Below are 16305 nucleotides of genomic sequence, written 5' to 3' on the forward strand. Positions count from 1 at the left end.
ATGACCATGCTCTCTTTCCGACACCTCCGCGCCGCGCTGTTCGCTATGCTGGCGGTCGCCGTGCTGGCGCTCGCGGCGTGCAGCGATAAGCCCGCCTTCAAGAACCTCGACATCACCGGATCCAAGAGCTTCGGCACCGATTTCTCGCTGACCGATCACACCGGCAAGCGCCGCACGCTCGAAGATTTCCGCGGCAAGGTCGTCGTCATGTTCTTCGGCTACACGCATTGCCCCGATGTCTGCCCGACCACGCTGGCCGAGCTGCGCGCCGTGATGGATACCCTCGGCAAAGACGCCGACCGCGTCCAGGTCCTGTTCGTCACCGTCGACCCGGAGCGCGACACGCAAGACCTGCTGGCCAAGTACGTGCCCGCGTTCGATCCGCGCTTCATCGGCCTGCGTCCGGCCAACGAGACTGAGCTGAAGAAGGTCGCGTCCGACTTCAAGGTGTTCTACAGCAAGGTGCCGGGCAGCTCGCCCGACAACTACACCATGGATCACACCGCCGGCAGCTACATGTTCGATCCGAAGGGCAACCTGCGCCTGTTCATCAAGCACGGCCAGGGCCCCGAGCCGATCGCGCACGACATCAAGCAACTGCTGGCCGACTGATCTTCCGCCAGCCCCAAAAGAAAAAGCCCGCCGATCCTGGCGGGCTTTTCATTGCAAGGAACGCAGCTTAGGCGAAAGCCTGCAGCGCGCCCTTCATCTTCTTCATCGCGGCCGATTCGATCTGGCGAATGCGCTCGGCGGACACGCCAAACTCGTCTGCCAGTTCGTGCAGCGTCGAGCCGCCCGATCCGTCATCGTTCACGTTCAGCCAGCGGGCCTCGATGATGCGGCGGCTGCGGTCATCCAGCTTGGCCAGGGCGGCTTCGATGCCCTCGCTTTGCATGCGGTCGTTGCTGCGCGCTTCGATCACGCGGGTCGGCTCGTTGTGCGTATCGGCCAGGTAGGCGATCGGGGCGAACGACTCCTCGCCGTCGTCCATCTGGCCTTCCAGCGCAATGTCGCCGCCGGACAGGCGCGTTTCCATCTCGCGCACTTCCGTGCCCTTGACGTTGAGTTCGGCCGCCACGGCGTCGATTTCGTCCGACGTGAAGGTCGCCTGCGCATCCTGCTTGTGGCTGCGCAGGTTGAAGAACAGCTTGCGCTGGGCCTTGGTGGTGGCCACCTTGACCATGCGCCAGTTCTTCAGGATGTACTCGTGCATCTCGGCCTTGATCCAGTGCATCGCGTACGAGACGAGACGCACGCCCTGATCCGGGTCGAAGCGCTTGACGGCCTTCATCAGGCCGATGTTGCCTTCCTGGATCAGGTCGGCGTGCGGCAGGCCGTAGCCCAGGTAGCCACGTGCAATCGACACGACCAGGCGCAGGTGCGAGAGCACCAGGCGGCGGGCGGCATCGAGATTGTCGTTGTCGCGGTATTCGCGGGCCAGGCGTTGTTCTTCTTCAGCCGACAGCATAGGCACACGGTTGACGCTCTGGATATAGGCGTCGATGTTGCCCAGGTTGCCGGGGAACGCCAGCGCCCATCCATTACCGGCGTTGCCGGACGGCTGGGTGGCGATTGCGGAAACGGTATTCACGGGGATGACTGCGTTCACTCAGGACTCCTGTCGAAATCCAGTGGAGGTTTGGAAAGGCATCTTAGCACTCCGACCGGAAGAGTGCTAATAGGACATTTTTGCCTGCTTGATAGTTCCCGTAAATCAGAGAATTTGCCTTGATAGTGTGATGTTTGCGCCGCAGCAATATGGGCGGCGCACCCAGTCATAGACCGTGGCTGACGGCATCGGTTCTCGGCTAGGCCGCAGTGTTACGGCCGCGAGACTTGGCCCAATAAAGTGCGCGATCGGCTTCCCGTAGAGCGGCGTCGGGCTCACGGACCTCGGGACCGGGGCACGCCACGCCGATGCTCGTGGTGACATGCAGGATCGTGTCGCCGGGCAGGATGATGGGCGGGCGAATTGCGCCGACGATCTTCTGGGCGGTGTGCAGCGCATCATCCGGGGCGTCGATGGGGTCCAGCAGGATGATGAATTCGTCACCTGCGAGGCGCGCGACAGTGTCGGTGCGACGCACGGCGCGCTGGAGGCGGTGCGCGACCTCCACCAGCACCGCATCGCCCGCGGCGTGGCCGTAGGTGTCGTTGATGTGTTTGAAGTGGTCGACGTCCAGGTACAGCACGCCCAGCGGGGCGGGCAGACGCTGACGGCGCTCCAGCGCGCCGCGCAGGCGCTCGTAGAGTTCGTAGCGGTTGGGCAGGCCGGTGAGGGCGTCAAAGCGCGCCATGCGCGAAAGCTCCATCTCGCTGCGCTTGGCTTCGGTTACGTCCTGCACGAAGGCATAGAAACCACAGCGGCCGTCCTGCGCTTCGCCGGCATCGGGGACGAGCTGGCCCCGGAAGTGTCGTGTGCGGCTGCGCAGACCGCTGGCAGACGGCTTCTCGTACCACGGGGCGGTGATCTCGAATTGGACCGATTCCCCGCGCTGGGCACGCGCGAGATACGGCGCGAGCAGGGCATACGTGCCGGGCGTGAAGACGCGTTCCGGCGTCTGGCCGCAGACGTCCTCCGGGGTGCGCTGCAGCCAACGTGCGTGCGTGACGTTGCAGAAGGTGAAGACGCCGTCTGGGTTGATGTGCGAGACCAGCAGCGGCGCGTTGTCGAGCACCAGCTTGAGCGCGCGTTCACTGCGCGCCAGGGCCAGCTCGGCGGCAGTGCGCGCCGTCAGATCCTGCAGCACCGAGAAATAGCCCCGCAGCGTGCCGCGATCGTCGTAGTCAGGAAAGTAATGGCCGCTCAGGTAGCGGGGCACGCCCGTGCGCATGGACTGAATCTCGAACTGCACCGGGTACCCGGCCAGCACCTCCGTCATGTAGGGCAGCAGCGCGCGATAGTCCTCGGGGGCATAGATGTCGCGCACGTGGCGATCGAGCATCTCGTCTTCGCGGCGGCCGAAGGCTTCGAGCAGGGTGCGGCTGGCAAAGCGGACGATGCCGTCGGGGTCGACATAGCTGAGTTGCGCCGGCACGTTGTCGGCCACCAGACGCAGTTGTTCGCGGCTGGCGCGCAGGGCGTCCCGGCGGCGCTCGAGGCTCTCGTTGGCGGTGCGCAGCGCGCGCTCGGACGCCGCCAGCCGATTGGCAAACGGACGCACCGTCAGGCGGATGACCAGCACGCTGCCGATCATCAGGCACAGCATGAAGGCGGCGAGTCGCTCGAACTGCACGCGCATCGGGGCGTACAACTCGGCGCAGGCGATTTTGCTGATCAGCGCCAGGCCCGTGTGGCCGATCGGCGTGTAGCTGAACGACGTCGGCATGCCGTGGATGTCCTGCCACTGGCCGTAGCCTGCTTCGCCCGCCAGCGCCAGGCGCGATGGCAGCGGCCGGCGGTCGCGCGTCAGCGGCGGCAGTTCGAAGACGTAGGCATCGAAGCGCTGCGGAAACGACATGGCGCGGCCGCGCGCATCGAAGCCCGACATCGCCAGCGTTTCGGTTTTTCCGATGCTGCGTTCGTTGGCGTAGCGTGCAGTCATGTGGGCGAGCGGTTGCTCGGCGACCAGCCAGCCGATCTGCATGCCGTCTGCCATGACCGGCGTTTCGGTGCGCATGGCAAATCCGTGTACCCATTGCAGCGTGACGCGCTCGGGCGCGAGGCCGGCGTGCAGCGGAATCGACAGCTCCGGCTTAAGCGTTTGCGTGCCGAGACTGACGATGCCCTCGCCCGCCAGCGTGCGCAGTTGCAGGTACGAGTAGCCCTGTTCGCGATACGCCTGCAGCGCGCTCTCGCTGCGCAGGCGCGCGGCGTTGTCGGCCGGATGGCGCAGCACTTCCTGGATGTGCGTGGCGGCCGCCACCAGGCGCGGGCTTTCCGCGCGCATGGCCAGCAGCTGATCGAACTCCTCTGCGTAGCTGGAGAGCGCTTGCGCCCGCGTGATGCCGAATGTCTGGCTGACGCTGTCCACCTGGATGATGAACGCCGTGATGGTGGCGCCCAGGCCGGCCAGCACCACGCAGCCGCCGCTGATCCACACGATGGTGTCTTCCGGCGACAAGCGCAGGCGCAACAGGCCCGGCTGCCGGATCACCGCAACGCACAGGACGCCCGTGATCACCAGCAGCGTGCAGATGGCGGCCACGTCCGAGGCACGCCACACCAACCACGTCGGGTACAGATATTCGAGCGCCATGGCGCGGCCAAGCAGGTCGCCGGCGCAGAGCAGCATCGCCAGGCCGACGAGGCCCCAGAACCAGCGCGCGCGCTGCGGGTTGCGCAACGTCGGCACAAGGCCCAGGCCCGTTGCCGATGCGGCCATCGCCAGCGCGTGGCTGGGGTGCATGCCGCCGATCCATCCGGTCACCCATTGGCGGTCAAGCCATGTGTGTACGGCGGGAAAATCCAGCCCGATCGGCCAACCCGTGATCATCTCGGCCATCCGCAGCGTGGAGAGCACGGCCACCACGCCGCCGAGCCCCCGGGCCACCGGATCCGCCCAGCGCACATTCGGCCGCACCGTCCCGACCAGCAGCGCCGTCAGCCCCGCGCCAAGCAGGGTCAGGTTGATGCCGGTAGCGAACACGATCAGCAGCCGATCGGTGCCGACCTTCACAGCCCACGGCCAATGCCGCAGCCAGCCGACCATCACGGTCAGCCCGACAAGGACGAGGAGAAAGCCGATGCCGCCGGCGATGGCGACAAGCGGCCGGCGAGGAACCATGCAGGTAATGCGTCAGCGGGGCGGTTTCTGGGCGGATGTCTTCTAACCGGAAGATCGGCGGAAAACCGCGTCGCTTGAGCGTTTCCACCTAAATGGGTGGGCAGAATCGTCATGTCTGCAATGTCGGGTGATCGCGGCGCTGACCAATGCGATGCGGGCGGCACTTTGTGTCGGCTCCCGTGGCGTCACGCAAGTTGGCTACACTGCCCAGACATTGCAGAAACCGTTACAGGAGCCGTCATGACGATCGTCGTCAGCAAGGACACCGAAGGCCTTTTCCGCCACAAGGTGACGTTTCCCGAAGGCGTCACTTATACCGATGTGCCCAAACCGACGGGCGAAGGCAGCGCGCCCGACCCCCACGCCTACTTTGACGCGGCCCTGGCGAGCTGCAAGGCGCTGACCGTCACGCTGTATGCGCGCCAGCGCAAGTACCCGCTCGATTCCATCGACGTGGCCGTCGAGCACGACGGCACCCAGGAGCGCCAGGGCCGCTACAAGCTGCGCACGGTGCTGACCTTGCACGGCGACCTCAGCGACGAGCAACGCGCCGACCTGCTGCGCGTGGCCGGCAAGTGCCCCATTCACAAGCTGATGACCGAAGTCGAGATCAGCGTCGACACCGAGCTGGCCGAGCGCGCCTGAGGAGCTTTTCACCATGACGTCCATTCAGCACATCATTGGCCCGCACGTGCGGGATCTCGGCGGTTTCTCGGTCAAGCGCGTGCTGCCCTCGGCGGCCCGCCAGACGGTCGGACCGTTCATCTTCTTCGACCACATGGGCCCCGTGGATTTCGCGCCGGGCGAGGGCATCGACGTGCGCCCGCACCCGCACATCGGGCTGGCCACCGTCACGTACCTGTTTGACGGCAGCATGGTCCATCGCGACAGCCTCGGCAGCGTGCAGACCATCACGCCCGGCGACGTGAACTGGATGACGGCCGGCAACGGCATCGTCCACTCCGAGCGTTCGTCGCCGGAAGGGCGCGAAAAGGGCGCGCGCGTGCATGGCATCCAGACCTGGGTGGCGCTGCCGAAGGATCAGGAAAAGGTGGACGCCAGCTTCGCCCATCACGCGGCCGACACGCTGCCCAAGCTGGAATGCCCCGGCGTGCAGGGCGTTGTCATTGCGGGGGATGCGTTTGGGCTGACGTCGCCGGTGAAAGTGAGTTCGCGCACGCTGTATGTGGCGCTGGAGCTGGCGGCCGGCGCATCGCTGGTGATTCCGCCCGAGCATGCAGACCGCGGCCTGTATTTGGTCGAGGGCGCCGTCACGATCGATGGCGAGGCGCTCGACCCGCACCACCTGGCTGTGCTGGAACCCGGCGGCGACGTGACGCTCACCGCCCAGGTGTCGTCCCGCGTGATGCTGCTGGGCGGTGACCCGACCGACGGCCACCGCCACATCTACTGGAACTTCGTCGCCAGCGACAAGGCCGACATTGAAGACGCCAAGCAGCGCTGGGAGGCCGACGCCTTCGCCCACGTGCCCGGCGAAACGGAGCGCATTCCGCTGCCGTCCAAGTAAGACCGGCGATCGCTCAGGCAGCCTGCGCCGGGCGTGCACACCGCACGATCGCGCGGACCTGCTTGGCGATCGGCTCCGGCACGGGCTGCTTGCCGTCGAGCACCGCTTCAATCCAGCGCGCCGTTGCCGCCACGTCCGTTCCCGCGGGCAGCTCAGGCGGTGCGTCGCTCGAACCTTCCACCGCTTCGATCACCGTTTCGTGCGCGCCGTCGTGCAGCCACTCCACCGCGCTGCCGCGCCGCGCGTCGGCCACGGCTTCGCCTTCGGTGCCGCGTGCCAGCAGCACGTTGGCCGGATGGCGCAGGAAGTAATCGGTGAGCGTGTCGCGGTATTCCGGGTGCGTGTAGCTGACCAGCCGTAGCGCCTCGTGCGGCGCGTGCCCGCCAATGGGCTGCAGCATCTTCACCACCGTGTGGGCGGAATTGCGCAGGCCGACGATCTCGCGCTTGTCCAGCAGCGATGTCAGCTGGGGAGAGAGCACGTCGATCGGCACGAATGCCAGTCGATCGCGTTCCAGGCGCTGACGTGCGTCGTCCATGTGTTCGCAGACCGGCCAGCCGAGCGCTTCGAACAACGCCGCCGTGGTGATGCGGCCGTCGAAGCGGCGGACGCCATGCACCAGCACGGGCACCCCTTCGCGCGCCAGCAGCTTGGCCAGCAGCGGCACGAGGTTCGGCTGGCGGCGGGCGCCGTTGTAGCTCGGGATGACGACCGGCAGCGCATGCTCGGGCGTGTCCGGCGCCGGCAGCGGCCGGCAATGCGCATGCGTGGCCTCCAGCATGCCGTCGAGTTCTTCCGGCGTCTCGCCCTTGATGCGATAGGCCATGAGGATGGCGCCGAGCTGCACGTCGGAGATGCGGCCTTCCAGCATGGCGGTGAAGAGCGCACGGGCGTCGTGCTTGACCAGGGCGCGGGCGCCGTCTGCGCCGCGGCCGATTTCCTTGATGAACCGGGCGGCGGGGAAGGGGCCGTTAGCGAAGGCGTCTTCAGTGGCGGTGGCGGGGAGGATGGGAGGAGCGGGCATCAGGAAGCTGGGCGGGGTTTTTGTGTGGGTTTGATCATAGCGCTGGGGTTTGCGCTGGCGCTAGCGTGGGGCGTGGGATGTTCTTTGTTGGTGGTGCATCTCTTGTTTCATCCCCTGCCGGGGCTGAGTCACTTTCTTTGTCTTGCCAAAGAAAGTAACCAAAGAAAGGCGCGCCCGAGATGGCGAAAGATTCCTTGAATTTATGTCGCAGGGAGGGAAGGGAGGCAAACTCGCTGCGCTCAGACAAGCCTCCCTTCTTTCTCCTCCCTGCAACAGAAATTCAAGGCGCCATCTAGGGCAGGAACTTCAACGGCCACACCGGCGGTGGGCCGGGCGTGGCGATGTGTCTGTCGTTGCGTTGGCGCCGGGCGTCACGAACCGATGGCGGCGGGATCCATCCAGATGGCTTCCCAGATGTGGCCGTCCAGGTCGGCCAGGGCGCGGCCGTACATGAACCCGAGGTCCTGCTTGGGATTGATGTCGGCTGTGCCGCCGCACTTCACGGCGGCATCGTTCATGTGGTCGACGGCGTCTTTGCTGTCGCAGGTCAGGGCGAGCATCACTTCGCTCGATCCGCTTTGCGGGAGCGGGCGGCTGGTGAACGTGTGCCACTTTGCGTGCGTGAGCAGCATCACGAAGATCGACTCGCTCCAGACCATGCAGGCGGCCGTGTCGTCGGTAAATTGCGGGTTGTTCGTGAAGCCCAGGGCTTCGTAGAAAGCTTTGGATTTCGGCAGGTCTGCGACCGGCAGGTTGATGAAGATCGACTTGGTCATGACACGTCTCCTTGGTTGAGGGCGAGCACCGCGCTTGCCTGACCGAACGATACGGGCGCGGACACCCCTGGCGCATTGACTATTGGTAAGACGCCATCCAGCTCATCCCACACCCAAGGCAATCGCTTTGCGCAGGCGGCTCAGGCTTTCCGGGGTGATGCCCAGCCAGGCGGCGATGTGGTGCTGCTTCAGGCGCCTGTGCAGATCGGGCTCGCTCCTGATGAAGTTGCGATAGCGCTTCATCGCACTGTCGTGGCGGAAGGCGATTTCCACCGGCTCTTTTTCGATGATCCAGTGGCGCTCCATGTAATGGATGTAGAACGCCGCGATATCCGGGAAGCGCGTCATCAACGCCCGAAACGCCGCGAATTCGTACTCCAGGACACTGCAGTCTTCGATAGCGGTGATCGTAAATTGGCTCGGTTTGCCAAGCAGCGTCGCACTGACCGAGCCGGCAATCCGGCCCTCCGGAAAGAAGTACTTGATGACCATGTCCCCCTCCGGGCCGACATAGTGCTGGAAGAACAGACCCTCCTGAACAAAGGCGAACCGCGTCGGCACGTCCCCCGCCACGACAAGCGACTCGTCCTTCCGGTACTGCCGCGGTTGAAGCAGAGCAGCCCACGCCCGCTCGGCCTCCTCTGAGATTTCCGCATAGGTCCGGACCTTCCTGAAGAACGCTTCGGTATCCACTCGATCACTCTCCTGGCTTGGCAAAGCGAACCGCCCTGGAGAGAAACGCAGCAGGGCCAAAGCTCGCCCCGCATTTGTACCAGAAGGGTCCTCCCCCCACCCAGCAAGAGAACGCAACACCAAGATCAAGCGTCCAGCAACCGAGCCACCAAGCAGGGAGCGAAGCGAACCGCCCGCCCACCACCAACGCTGGAGCGCACGTAAACGCCCAAACCACGCCGGTTTGGCCGTTGAAGTTCCTGCCCTAGATGGCGCCTTGAATTTCTGTAAGCGGGCGGAAAAAAGAAGGAGGCCTGTCTGAGCGAAGCGAGTTTGCCTCCTTCTCCGCACGGTTACAGAAATTCAAGGAGTCTTTCGCCATCTCGGGCGCGCCTTTCTTTGCTTACTTTCTTTGGCAAGACAAAGAAAGTGAGTCAGCCCCGGCAGGGGATGAAACAAGGGATGGACACCAAGTTAAAACAACAAAGCCATCCCCCAAGCAAATCAGGCAGCCTCCGCCACCGGATGCCTCTGCTTCCGATAAAGAAAATCCAACACCGCCGTCCGACAAGCGTGATAAGTCGCATCCTCCGCCAACGCCATCCGATCCCGCGGCCGCGGCAAATCCACCGTCAACACTTCGCCAATCGTCGCAGCCGGCCCATTCGTCATCATCACGATGCGATCCGCCAGCAGCACGGCTTCATCCACATCGTGGGTCACCATCACCACCGTGCTGCCGGTCGCCGCCACGATCTTCAGCAGCTCATCCTGCAGATGCGCCCGCGTGAGCGCGTCCAACGCCCCAAACGGCTCATCCATCAGCAGCACCTTCGGCTCCATGGACAACGCCCGCGCAATGCCCACGCGCTGCTTCATCCCGCCCGAGATCTCATGCGGATGCTTCTGCTCGGCATGCGACAAGCCCACCAGCGACAGCGCCGCATGCGTGCGCTCACGCAGTTGCGCCTTGGTCTCGGTCTTGCCGAAGACCCGCTCGACGGCCAGATACACGTTGTCAAAGCACGTAAGCCACGGCAGCAGCGAGTGGTTCTGAAACACCACCGCGCGATCCGGGCCCGGCCCGGCAATCTCGCGCTCGGCGAGGATCAACCCACCCGTGGTCGGCCGCGTGAGGCCGGCAATGAGATTGAGCAACGTTGATTTGCCGCAGCCCGAGTGCCCGATGAGCGCGATGCACTCGCCGCGCGCCACCGTCAGGTCGATGTCGCGCAGGGCGACGAACGGGCCGCGCTTGGTCTTGAACGTCTGCCCGACGTTTTCAATGCGCAGGAATTTGTCTGTCATGGCGCTCCCCCAAATGTCCTCAAACCGCGTCGTACGAGAAGCGCCGCGCAATCGCCAGCAGCGCGTGCTCCAGCAGCAGCCCGACCACACCAATCACGAAGATGGCGATGACGATGTGCTCGACCTTCAGGTTGTTCCACTCATCCCACAGCCAGAAGCCGATGCCGACGCCGCCGGTGAGCATTTCCGCCGCCACGATCACCAGCCACGCCGTGCCGATGGACAGCCGCACGCCGGTCAGCATGTACGGCAGCACCGCGGGAAACAGCACGCGCGTGAACACCTTCCACTCCGACAGGTTCAGCACACGGGCCACGTTCAGGTAATCCTGCGGCACGCGCGTCACGCCCACTGCGGTGTTGATCACCATCGGCCAGATCGAGCAGATGAAGATCGCCCAGATGGCCGCCGGGTTGGCCGACTTGAACAGCAGCAGCCCGATCGGCAGCCACGCCAGCGGCGACACCGGCCGCAGCAGGCTGATGATGGGCGAGGCCATCGCATTGAGAAACGCAAAGCGCCCGATGAGGAAGCCCGCCGGAATGCCGATGACGGCCGCCATGCCGAAGCCCGCCCCCACGCGCGCCAGCGATGCCAGCACGTTCCAGCCTACGCCCTGGTCATTCGGGCCATTGCGATAGAACGGATCGGCGAACAGCGCAACGGCCGCTTTCCACGTCACCGCCGGCGTCGGCAATGCAGGGATGGCCGTGGCGATGCCCTGCCACGCCAGCACGAACAGCACCAGGCCCAGCACGGGCGGAAAGCCGCGCACCACGGCAGCGACAAACCAGTCGCGCGCAACAAACCGGCGACGTTCAGGGGCGGCGTCGGACTGCACGCCGGACAACGTTTTGACGAGCGTGTTCATGTCGGGCTCCATCGATGTGAGGGACCGCAATCAGAAATTCAGAGGTTCAGGATGAGAGCGGCGTCAGGCTTTCAGCTTGAAGCCGTCCGCATACGCGGCGGGGTTCTTTGCATCCCACACCACGCCGTCGATCAACTTGGCCGTGCGCATGTCGCTCTTGGGCAGCGGCGTGCCCGTGGCGGTGGCCGCCTGCTTGAAGATGTCGATGCGGTTGACCTGCTTGGCGACAGCCAGGTAATCCGGATGCGCCTTCAGCAGACCCCAGCGCTTGTGCTGCGTGAGGAACCACATGCCGTCCGACAGGTACGGGAAGTTGACCGCGCCGTCGTGGTAGAAGCGCATCGGGTCCGGGTCGTCCCACGTCTTGCCCAGGCCATTGGTGTAGCGGCCGAGCATGCGGTCGAGAATGATGTCCATGTCGGTGTTGACGTAGGACTTGGCGGCGACGGTCTCGGCCGTCTTGCGGCGGTTCGACGCCGACGCATCGATGAACTTGCTCGCCTCCAGCACTGCCGCGGTGAGCGCACGCGCCGTGTTCGGATACTTCTGCACGAACTCCGCCGTGGTGCCGAGCACCTTCTCGGGGTGGTCTTTCCAGATGGCCTGTGTTGTCTCGGCGGTAAAGCCGATGTTGTCTGCAATTGCGCGGGCACCCCACGGCTCGCCCACGCAGTAGCCATCCATGTTGCCCACGCGCATGTTCGCGACCATCTGCGGCGGCGGCACGGTGATCGCCTTCGCTTCCTGCAGCGGGTGGATGCCGTGCGCGGCCAGCCAGTAATACAGCCACATTGCATGCGTGCCGGTCGGGAAGGTCTGCGCGAACACATATTCGCGCTTGTCTTTCGCCATGACGGCCTTCAACGACGCGCCATCCTTGACGCCCGCTTCCTTGAGCTTGGACGACAGCGTGATCGCCTGGCCGTTGTTGTTGAGCGTCATCAGCACGGCCATGTCTTTCTTGGGGCCGCCAATGCCGAGCTGCACGCCATAGATCAGGCCGTACAGCACGTGCGCCGCATCCAGGTCGCCCGATACCAGCTTGTCGCGCACGCCCGCCCACGAGGCTTCTTTCGACGGCGTGATCTTGATGCCGTACTTCTTGTCGATGCCGAGCGTGGACGCCATCACTACCGAGGCGCAGTCCGTGAGGGGGATGAAGCCCACCTTCAGCTCTGTCTTCTCGGGCGCATCAGAGCCAGCGGCCCAGGCGCCGGCACGCACCAGCGGATCGATCAATGCCACGGCACTGCCTCCTGCAATCGTCGCCGCGGCTTTCATGATGCTGCGGCGCTTCGGGTTGATCGGGTTGACGAGAGCATCGGTCTTGTCTGGCGCGGCCATCCATGGCTCCAAAGAAAAAGCGTCCCGATGCGCGACCGCCGCCCATCCGAAAGAGGGGCGCGCTGCCGTGCATCGGGACGCCGTTGTCCCGTGCCGATACCCACGTTGGCACCGGCTTCGCAGCGACACTTGCAAGGGGTATGCCAACGTTGCGCGATGGGTCTCGGCTATCCGAGTTCTGAGCGCCGCGCGCCGAGCTTTTTTCTCGGCGTTCCGCGTTCAGAACTCGGCGCGCGAGGCTTTTAGCTCGGCCGTTGAGGTTCGGAACTCGGCGTGCGAGGCTTTTAGCTCGGCCGTTGAGGTTCGGAACTCGGCGTGCGAGGCTTTTAGCTCGGCCGTTGAGGCTCGGAACTCGGCGCGCGAGGCTTTTAGCTCGGCCGTTGAGGCTCGGAACTCGGCGCGCGAGGCTTTTAGCTCGGCCGTTGAGGTTCGGAACTCGGCGTGCGAGGCTTTTAGCTCGGCGGTTGAGGTTCGGAACTCGGAGCGCGAGGCTTTTAACTCGGCAATTGAGGTTTGGAACGCCACGTGTGAGGTCCGGAACGCCGCGCGCGCGTGGTGCGTTTCCAGCGCCGGAGTTGTGCGACGCACCAAAACTGGGCGATGGTCTGACCGCTCAGCCGGCCATCACATCGATCACGCGTTGAGCGGCTTCCACCAGCTTGATGTTGCGATCCATCGCCATCTTGCGCAGGCGCTTGAAGGCGTCGTCTTCCGACAGGTTCATCTGTTTCATGAGCAGGCCCTTGGCGCGCTCAAGCACCTTGCGCTCGGCCAGTTGCGTCTTGGCGGTATCCAGCTCGGCCCGCAATTCACGCTCGTGTTCAAAGCGGGCATAGGCAACGTCCAGCACGGCCTTCACACGCGTGGGCTTGATGCCGTCGACGATGTAGGCGGTGATGCCGGCGGCAAACGCCGTCTTGATGCGCGTGGCGTCGTCGTTGTCGGTGAAGAGCACGATCGGGCGGGGTGCATGCTGAGTGGCCACGCAAACGTGCTCGATGGTGTCCCGCGCGGCCGATTCGGACGCAACGATCACCATGTCGGGCTGTGTCTCGGCAATGCGCTCGGGCAGCGTCAGGTCGGCGTCCGCCAGGCCGACGTCCACAAAGCCGGCCTCCGCCAGCCCAGCGCGGATCAGCTCCAGATTGATCTGTTCAGCGTCGAGCGGATCACGCACCAGCAGCACGCGCATGGGCGCAGCGGCGGGTGGGGGGTTCGGAATGGGCGGCTTTGTTTGCATGGCGCAAAGTGGGGCAGGGTGCACGGCACTCATGCAAGAACCGCGCCGACCCGGTGCGGGTGTATCCTCGCAAACTCGTCGGTCGCCGGGGGGCGGTGGCCGCAGTTTCCCACCTGTTCCAATCCAGCTGAGTTCGAGGAGACCCGCATGACCGATTTCGTCGTCACCCCGCCCGCCGTCAATGGCATTCCCGTGCGTGGCGGGCAAGGCCAGTTTCCGGTGCGCCGTGTGTATTGCGTCGGCCGCAATTACGCCGCCCATGCACGCGAGATGGGTTCCGACCCCGACCGCGAACCGCCGTTCTTCTTCTGCAAGCCGGCCGACGCCGTGCGCCACATCCCGGACGGCGAGACCGGCCAGTTCGTCTACCCGACTGAAACGAAGGATTGCCACTACGAGATCGAACTCGTGGTCGCCATCGGCACGGGCGGGCGCGACATCGCCGTGGAAACGGCAGCCAACCATATCTACGGTTACGCCATCGGCCTGGACATGACGCGCCGCGACCTGCAGAACGCGGCAAAGAAGGGCGGCCGCCCCTGGGAGACCGGCAAGGCTTTCGACGGCTCGGCGCCCATCGGCCCGATCGTGCCGGCCAAGGATGTGGCGCATCCGGACAAAGGCGCCATCACGTTGTCGGTCAACGGCCGCGAACACCAGCGCGGTGACCTGTCGGACCTGATCTGGTCGGTGCCGGAAACCATTGCGTATCTGTCGCGCCTGTTCGAGCTGCGCCCTGGCGACCTGATCTACACCGGTACGCCCGAAGGCGTGGGCCCGGTCGTCGTCGGCGACCTGATGGTCGGCAAGATCGACGGCGTGGGCGAACTGCACGTCAAGGTCATTTGATAGACGCGACAGAAGAGTCAGAAGCCATGTCGATCAAGCTGTACAACTACTTCCGCAGTTCGGCGTCGTTCCGTGTGCGCATCGCCCTGGAGATCAAGGGCCTGCCGTACGACTACGCGCCGGTGCACCTGCTCAAGGGCGAGCAACTGGCGCCCGACTTCGTCAAGCTGAACCCCGATGCGCTGGTGCCCGTGCTGTGCGATGGCAACGACGTGCTGAACCAGTCGTTGGCGATCGTCGAATACCTGGAAGAGACGCATCCCGAGCCCACGCTGCTGCCGGGCTCGCCCAGCAATCGCGCGCACATCCGCGCGATTGCATTGGCGATTGCCTGCGAGATCCATCCGCTGAACAATCCGCGCGTGCTGAAGTATCTGAAGAACACGTTCAACGTGGAAGAAGAGGCGCGCAACGACTGGTATCGCCACTGGGTGAAGCTGGGGTTTGCGGCGTTGGAAACGCGGCTGTCACAGTCGCCGCTGACCGGCGCCTACTGTGTTGGCGACACGCCGACGCTGGCCGACGTGTGCCTCGTGCCGCAGGTGTTCAACGGCAAGCGGTTTGATGTGGCGGTGGAGGATTACCCCACGCTTGCGCGCATCTTTGAGCACTGTATGGCGCAGGAGGCGTTTCAGCGGGCGGCGCCTGCGGCGCAGCCGGATGCGGCTTCCGCGTAATCTGCAGCGTTACTGTGCAAAACAAAACGCCCTGATCAAATCAGGGCGTTTTTACGTTGAAGCGTCGTGCTCGAGGGGGTCACCCCAACAACGCATCCGCGAATTCGCGCGCGGAAAACGGCTGCAGATCCTCCACCTGCTCGCCCACGCCGATGAAGTACACCGGCACCGGACGCTGCCGCGCGATGGCGGCTAGGATGCCGCCCTTGGCCGTGCCGTCCAGCTTGGTGACGATCAGGCCCGTGAGGCCCAGCGCTTCGTCAAAGGCTTTGACTTGCGCGAGGGCGTTCTGCCCCGTGTTGCCGTCGATCACCAGCAGCGTTTCGTGCGGCGCCGTGGCCATCGCCTTGGCGGTCACGCGGCGCACTTTCTTGAGTTCTTCCATCAGGTGCAGCTGCGTCGGCAGGCGGCCGGCGGTGTCCGCCATGACGATATCGATGCCGCGTGCCCGCGCGGCGTTCACTGCATCGAAGATCACGGCGGCCGGGTCGCCCGATTCCTGCGCCACGACCGTGACGTTGTTGCGCTGACCCCAGATCACCAGTTGCTCGCGCGCGGCGGCGCGGAACGTGTCGCCCGCTGCCAGCAGCACCGATTGACCGTAGGTCTGGAAGTGCTTGCACAGCTTGCCGATGCTGGTCGTTTTACCGGCGCCATTCACGCCCGCGATCATGATCACCATCGGTTGCTCGCGGCCGAGCACCATGGTTTTTTCCAAGGGGTGCAGCAGCTCGACCAGCAGATCGCGCAGGGCGGTCTTCACGCCTTCGGCGGTTTCGATGCGCTGTGCCTTGACGCGGCGGCGCAGTTCGCCGAGCAGGTATTCGGTGGCGTCGACACCGGCATCGGCCATGAGCAGCGCGGTTTCCAACTCTTCGAACAGCGCTTCGTCCACCTTCACGCCGACGAAGAGCGTGGTCAGGCCTTTGCTCGTCTTCGACAGTCCAGAGCGCAGGCGTGACATCCAGCCCTTGCGGGCCTGTTCGATGACGGCGGGCGTGGGGACGGTTTCGACGTCGTCGGCTTGCACGTCGAGCGCAGGCCGCGCAGCAGGTGCGTCCGGCACGGCCACGTGGGCCGGCGCCGCGACAGGTGCGGGCGCGGGAGCCGGTGCAGCGACGGGCTGGGGGGCTGGAACCGGTGCGGGTATGGGGGCGGGAGCGGCGCCAGGGATGGCAGCCGGGGCAGGCGCCTGCGCGGCTTCGGGTGCCGCTGCGGGCGTGGGTTCGGCGGCCGGTTGGGGCTCTGCCTTGCGCTTCTTCCAGAAACTAAACATCGTAAAAGGCAGT

Annotated in this window: 16 protein-coding genes; 5 read left to right on the forward strand and 11 right to left on the reverse strand. The window is 65.0% G+C overall.

The window, feature by feature from the left end:
• The first annotated feature begins 6 nt into the window (after positions 1 to 6).
• Positions 7 to 612, forward strand: a complete 606-nt coding sequence (locus ABIC76_RS11405; protein WP_354534021.1) for an SCO family protein — start codon at positions 7 to 9, stop codon at positions 610 to 612.
• A gap of 67 nt (positions 613 to 679) precedes the next feature.
• Here the strand turns inward: ABIC76_RS11405 and rpoH are convergent, their stop codons facing one another.
• Positions 680 to 1573 carry an RNA polymerase sigma factor RpoH gene (gene rpoH / locus ABIC76_RS11410; protein ID WP_374220491.1) on the reverse strand — a complete coding sequence of 298 codons (894 nt, stop codon included), beginning with the start codon at positions 1571 to 1573 and terminating at the stop codon, positions 680 to 682.
• Positions 1574 to 1808: 235 nt separating this feature from the next.
• The gene (locus ABIC76_RS11415) at positions 1809 to 4727 is read right to left on the reverse strand and encodes a diguanylate cyclase domain-containing protein (protein WP_354534022.1); all 2919 of its coding nucleotides are present in this window, start codon (positions 4725 to 4727) and stop codon (positions 1809 to 1811) included.
• Positions 4728 to 4967: 240 nt separating this feature from the next.
• On the opposite strand from ABIC76_RS11415, the gene ABIC76_RS11420 reads away from it, so the two are divergent.
• Both ABIC76_RS11420 and ABIC76_RS11425 read left to right on the forward strand, forming a co-directional pair.
• The gene (locus tag ABIC76_RS11420; protein WP_027678335.1) at positions 4968 to 5372 is read left to right on the forward strand and encodes an OsmC family protein; all 405 of its coding nucleotides are present in this window, start codon (positions 4968 to 4970) and stop codon (positions 5370 to 5372) included.
• A 13-nt stretch (positions 5373 to 5385) separates the two neighbouring features.
• Positions 5386 to 6255 (forward strand): pirin family protein, encoded by an 870-nt coding sequence (locus ABIC76_RS11425; protein ID WP_102064433.1) that lies wholly within the window; start codon positions 5386 to 5388, stop codon positions 6253 to 6255.
• A 13-nt stretch (positions 6256 to 6268) separates the two neighbouring features.
• Here the strand turns inward: ABIC76_RS11425 and ybiB are convergent, their stop codons facing one another.
• From ybiB to ABIC76_RS11465, 8 genes are all read right to left on the reverse strand, one after another.
• A complete protein-coding gene (ybiB, locus tag ABIC76_RS11430) occupies positions 6269 to 7279 on the reverse strand; it encodes a DNA-binding protein YbiB (protein ID WP_354534023.1) in 1011 nt (336 codons plus the stop codon).
• A 371-nt stretch (positions 7280 to 7650) separates the two neighbouring features.
• Positions 7651 to 8055 carry a VOC family protein gene (locus ABIC76_RS11435; protein ID WP_354534024.1) on the reverse strand — a complete coding sequence of 135 codons (405 nt, stop codon included), beginning with the start codon at positions 8053 to 8055 and terminating at the stop codon, positions 7651 to 7653.
• A gap of 102 nt (positions 8056 to 8157) precedes the next feature.
• Positions 8158 to 8748, reverse strand: a complete 591-nt coding sequence (locus tag ABIC76_RS11440; protein WP_354534025.1) for a Crp/Fnr family transcriptional regulator — start codon at positions 8746 to 8748, stop codon at positions 8158 to 8160.
• Between the two features lie 483 nt (positions 8749 to 9231).
• Positions 9232 to 10035, reverse strand: coding sequence for an ABC transporter ATP-binding protein (locus ABIC76_RS11445; protein WP_354534026.1), 804 nt, complete (start codon positions 10033 to 10035; stop codon positions 9232 to 9234).
• Between the two features lie 19 nt (positions 10036 to 10054).
• Positions 10055 to 10906 carry a nitrate ABC transporter permease gene (ntrB, locus tag ABIC76_RS11450; RefSeq protein WP_092973447.1) on the reverse strand — a complete coding sequence of 284 codons (852 nt, stop codon included), beginning with the start codon at positions 10904 to 10906 and terminating at the stop codon, positions 10055 to 10057.
• Between the two features lie 63 nt (positions 10907 to 10969).
• Entirely contained in the window at positions 10970 to 12250 is a 1281-nt protein-coding gene (locus ABIC76_RS11455) for a CmpA/NrtA family ABC transporter substrate-binding protein (RefSeq protein WP_354534027.1), read from the reverse strand.
• Between the two features lie 219 nt (positions 12251 to 12469).
• Positions 12470 to 12775 carry a hypothetical protein gene (locus tag ABIC76_RS11460; RefSeq protein ID WP_354534028.1) on the reverse strand — a complete coding sequence of 102 codons (306 nt, stop codon included), beginning with the start codon at positions 12773 to 12775 and terminating at the stop codon, positions 12470 to 12472.
• An 88-nt stretch (positions 12776 to 12863) separates the two neighbouring features.
• The gene (locus ABIC76_RS11465) at positions 12864 to 13490 is read right to left on the reverse strand and encodes an ANTAR domain-containing response regulator (protein ID WP_354534029.1); all 627 of its coding nucleotides are present in this window, start codon (positions 13488 to 13490) and stop codon (positions 12864 to 12866) included.
• A 147-nt stretch (positions 13491 to 13637) separates the two neighbouring features.
• Here ABIC76_RS11465 and ABIC76_RS11470 point away from each other — a divergent pair, with 147 nt between their 5' ends.
• Together ABIC76_RS11470 and maiA are read left to right on the forward strand one after the other, a co-directional pair.
• Entirely contained in the window at positions 13638 to 14339 is a 702-nt protein-coding gene (locus ABIC76_RS11470) for a fumarylacetoacetate hydrolase family protein (protein ID WP_354534030.1), read from the forward strand.
• 26 nt (positions 14340 to 14365) lie between these two features.
• Positions 14366 to 15016 carry a maleylacetoacetate isomerase gene (gene maiA / locus ABIC76_RS11475; protein ID WP_102064441.1) on the forward strand — a complete coding sequence of 217 codons (651 nt, stop codon included), beginning with the start codon at positions 14366 to 14368 and terminating at the stop codon, positions 15014 to 15016.
• A gap of 79 nt (positions 15017 to 15095) precedes the next feature.
• Here maiA and ftsY read toward each other — a convergent pair whose 3' ends face one another.
• Entirely contained in the window at positions 15096 to 16292 is a 1197-nt protein-coding gene (gene ftsY, locus ABIC76_RS11480; RefSeq protein ID WP_354534031.1) for a signal recognition particle-docking protein FtsY, read from the reverse strand.
• Between the last annotated feature and the right edge of the window lie 13 nt (positions 16293 to 16305).

It is taken from the genome of Ralstonia sp. 1138, from assembly GCF_040544795.1.
In the GTDB taxonomy this organism is placed as follows: domain Bacteria; phylum Pseudomonadota; class Gammaproteobacteria; order Burkholderiales; family Burkholderiaceae; genus Ralstonia; species Ralstonia flatus.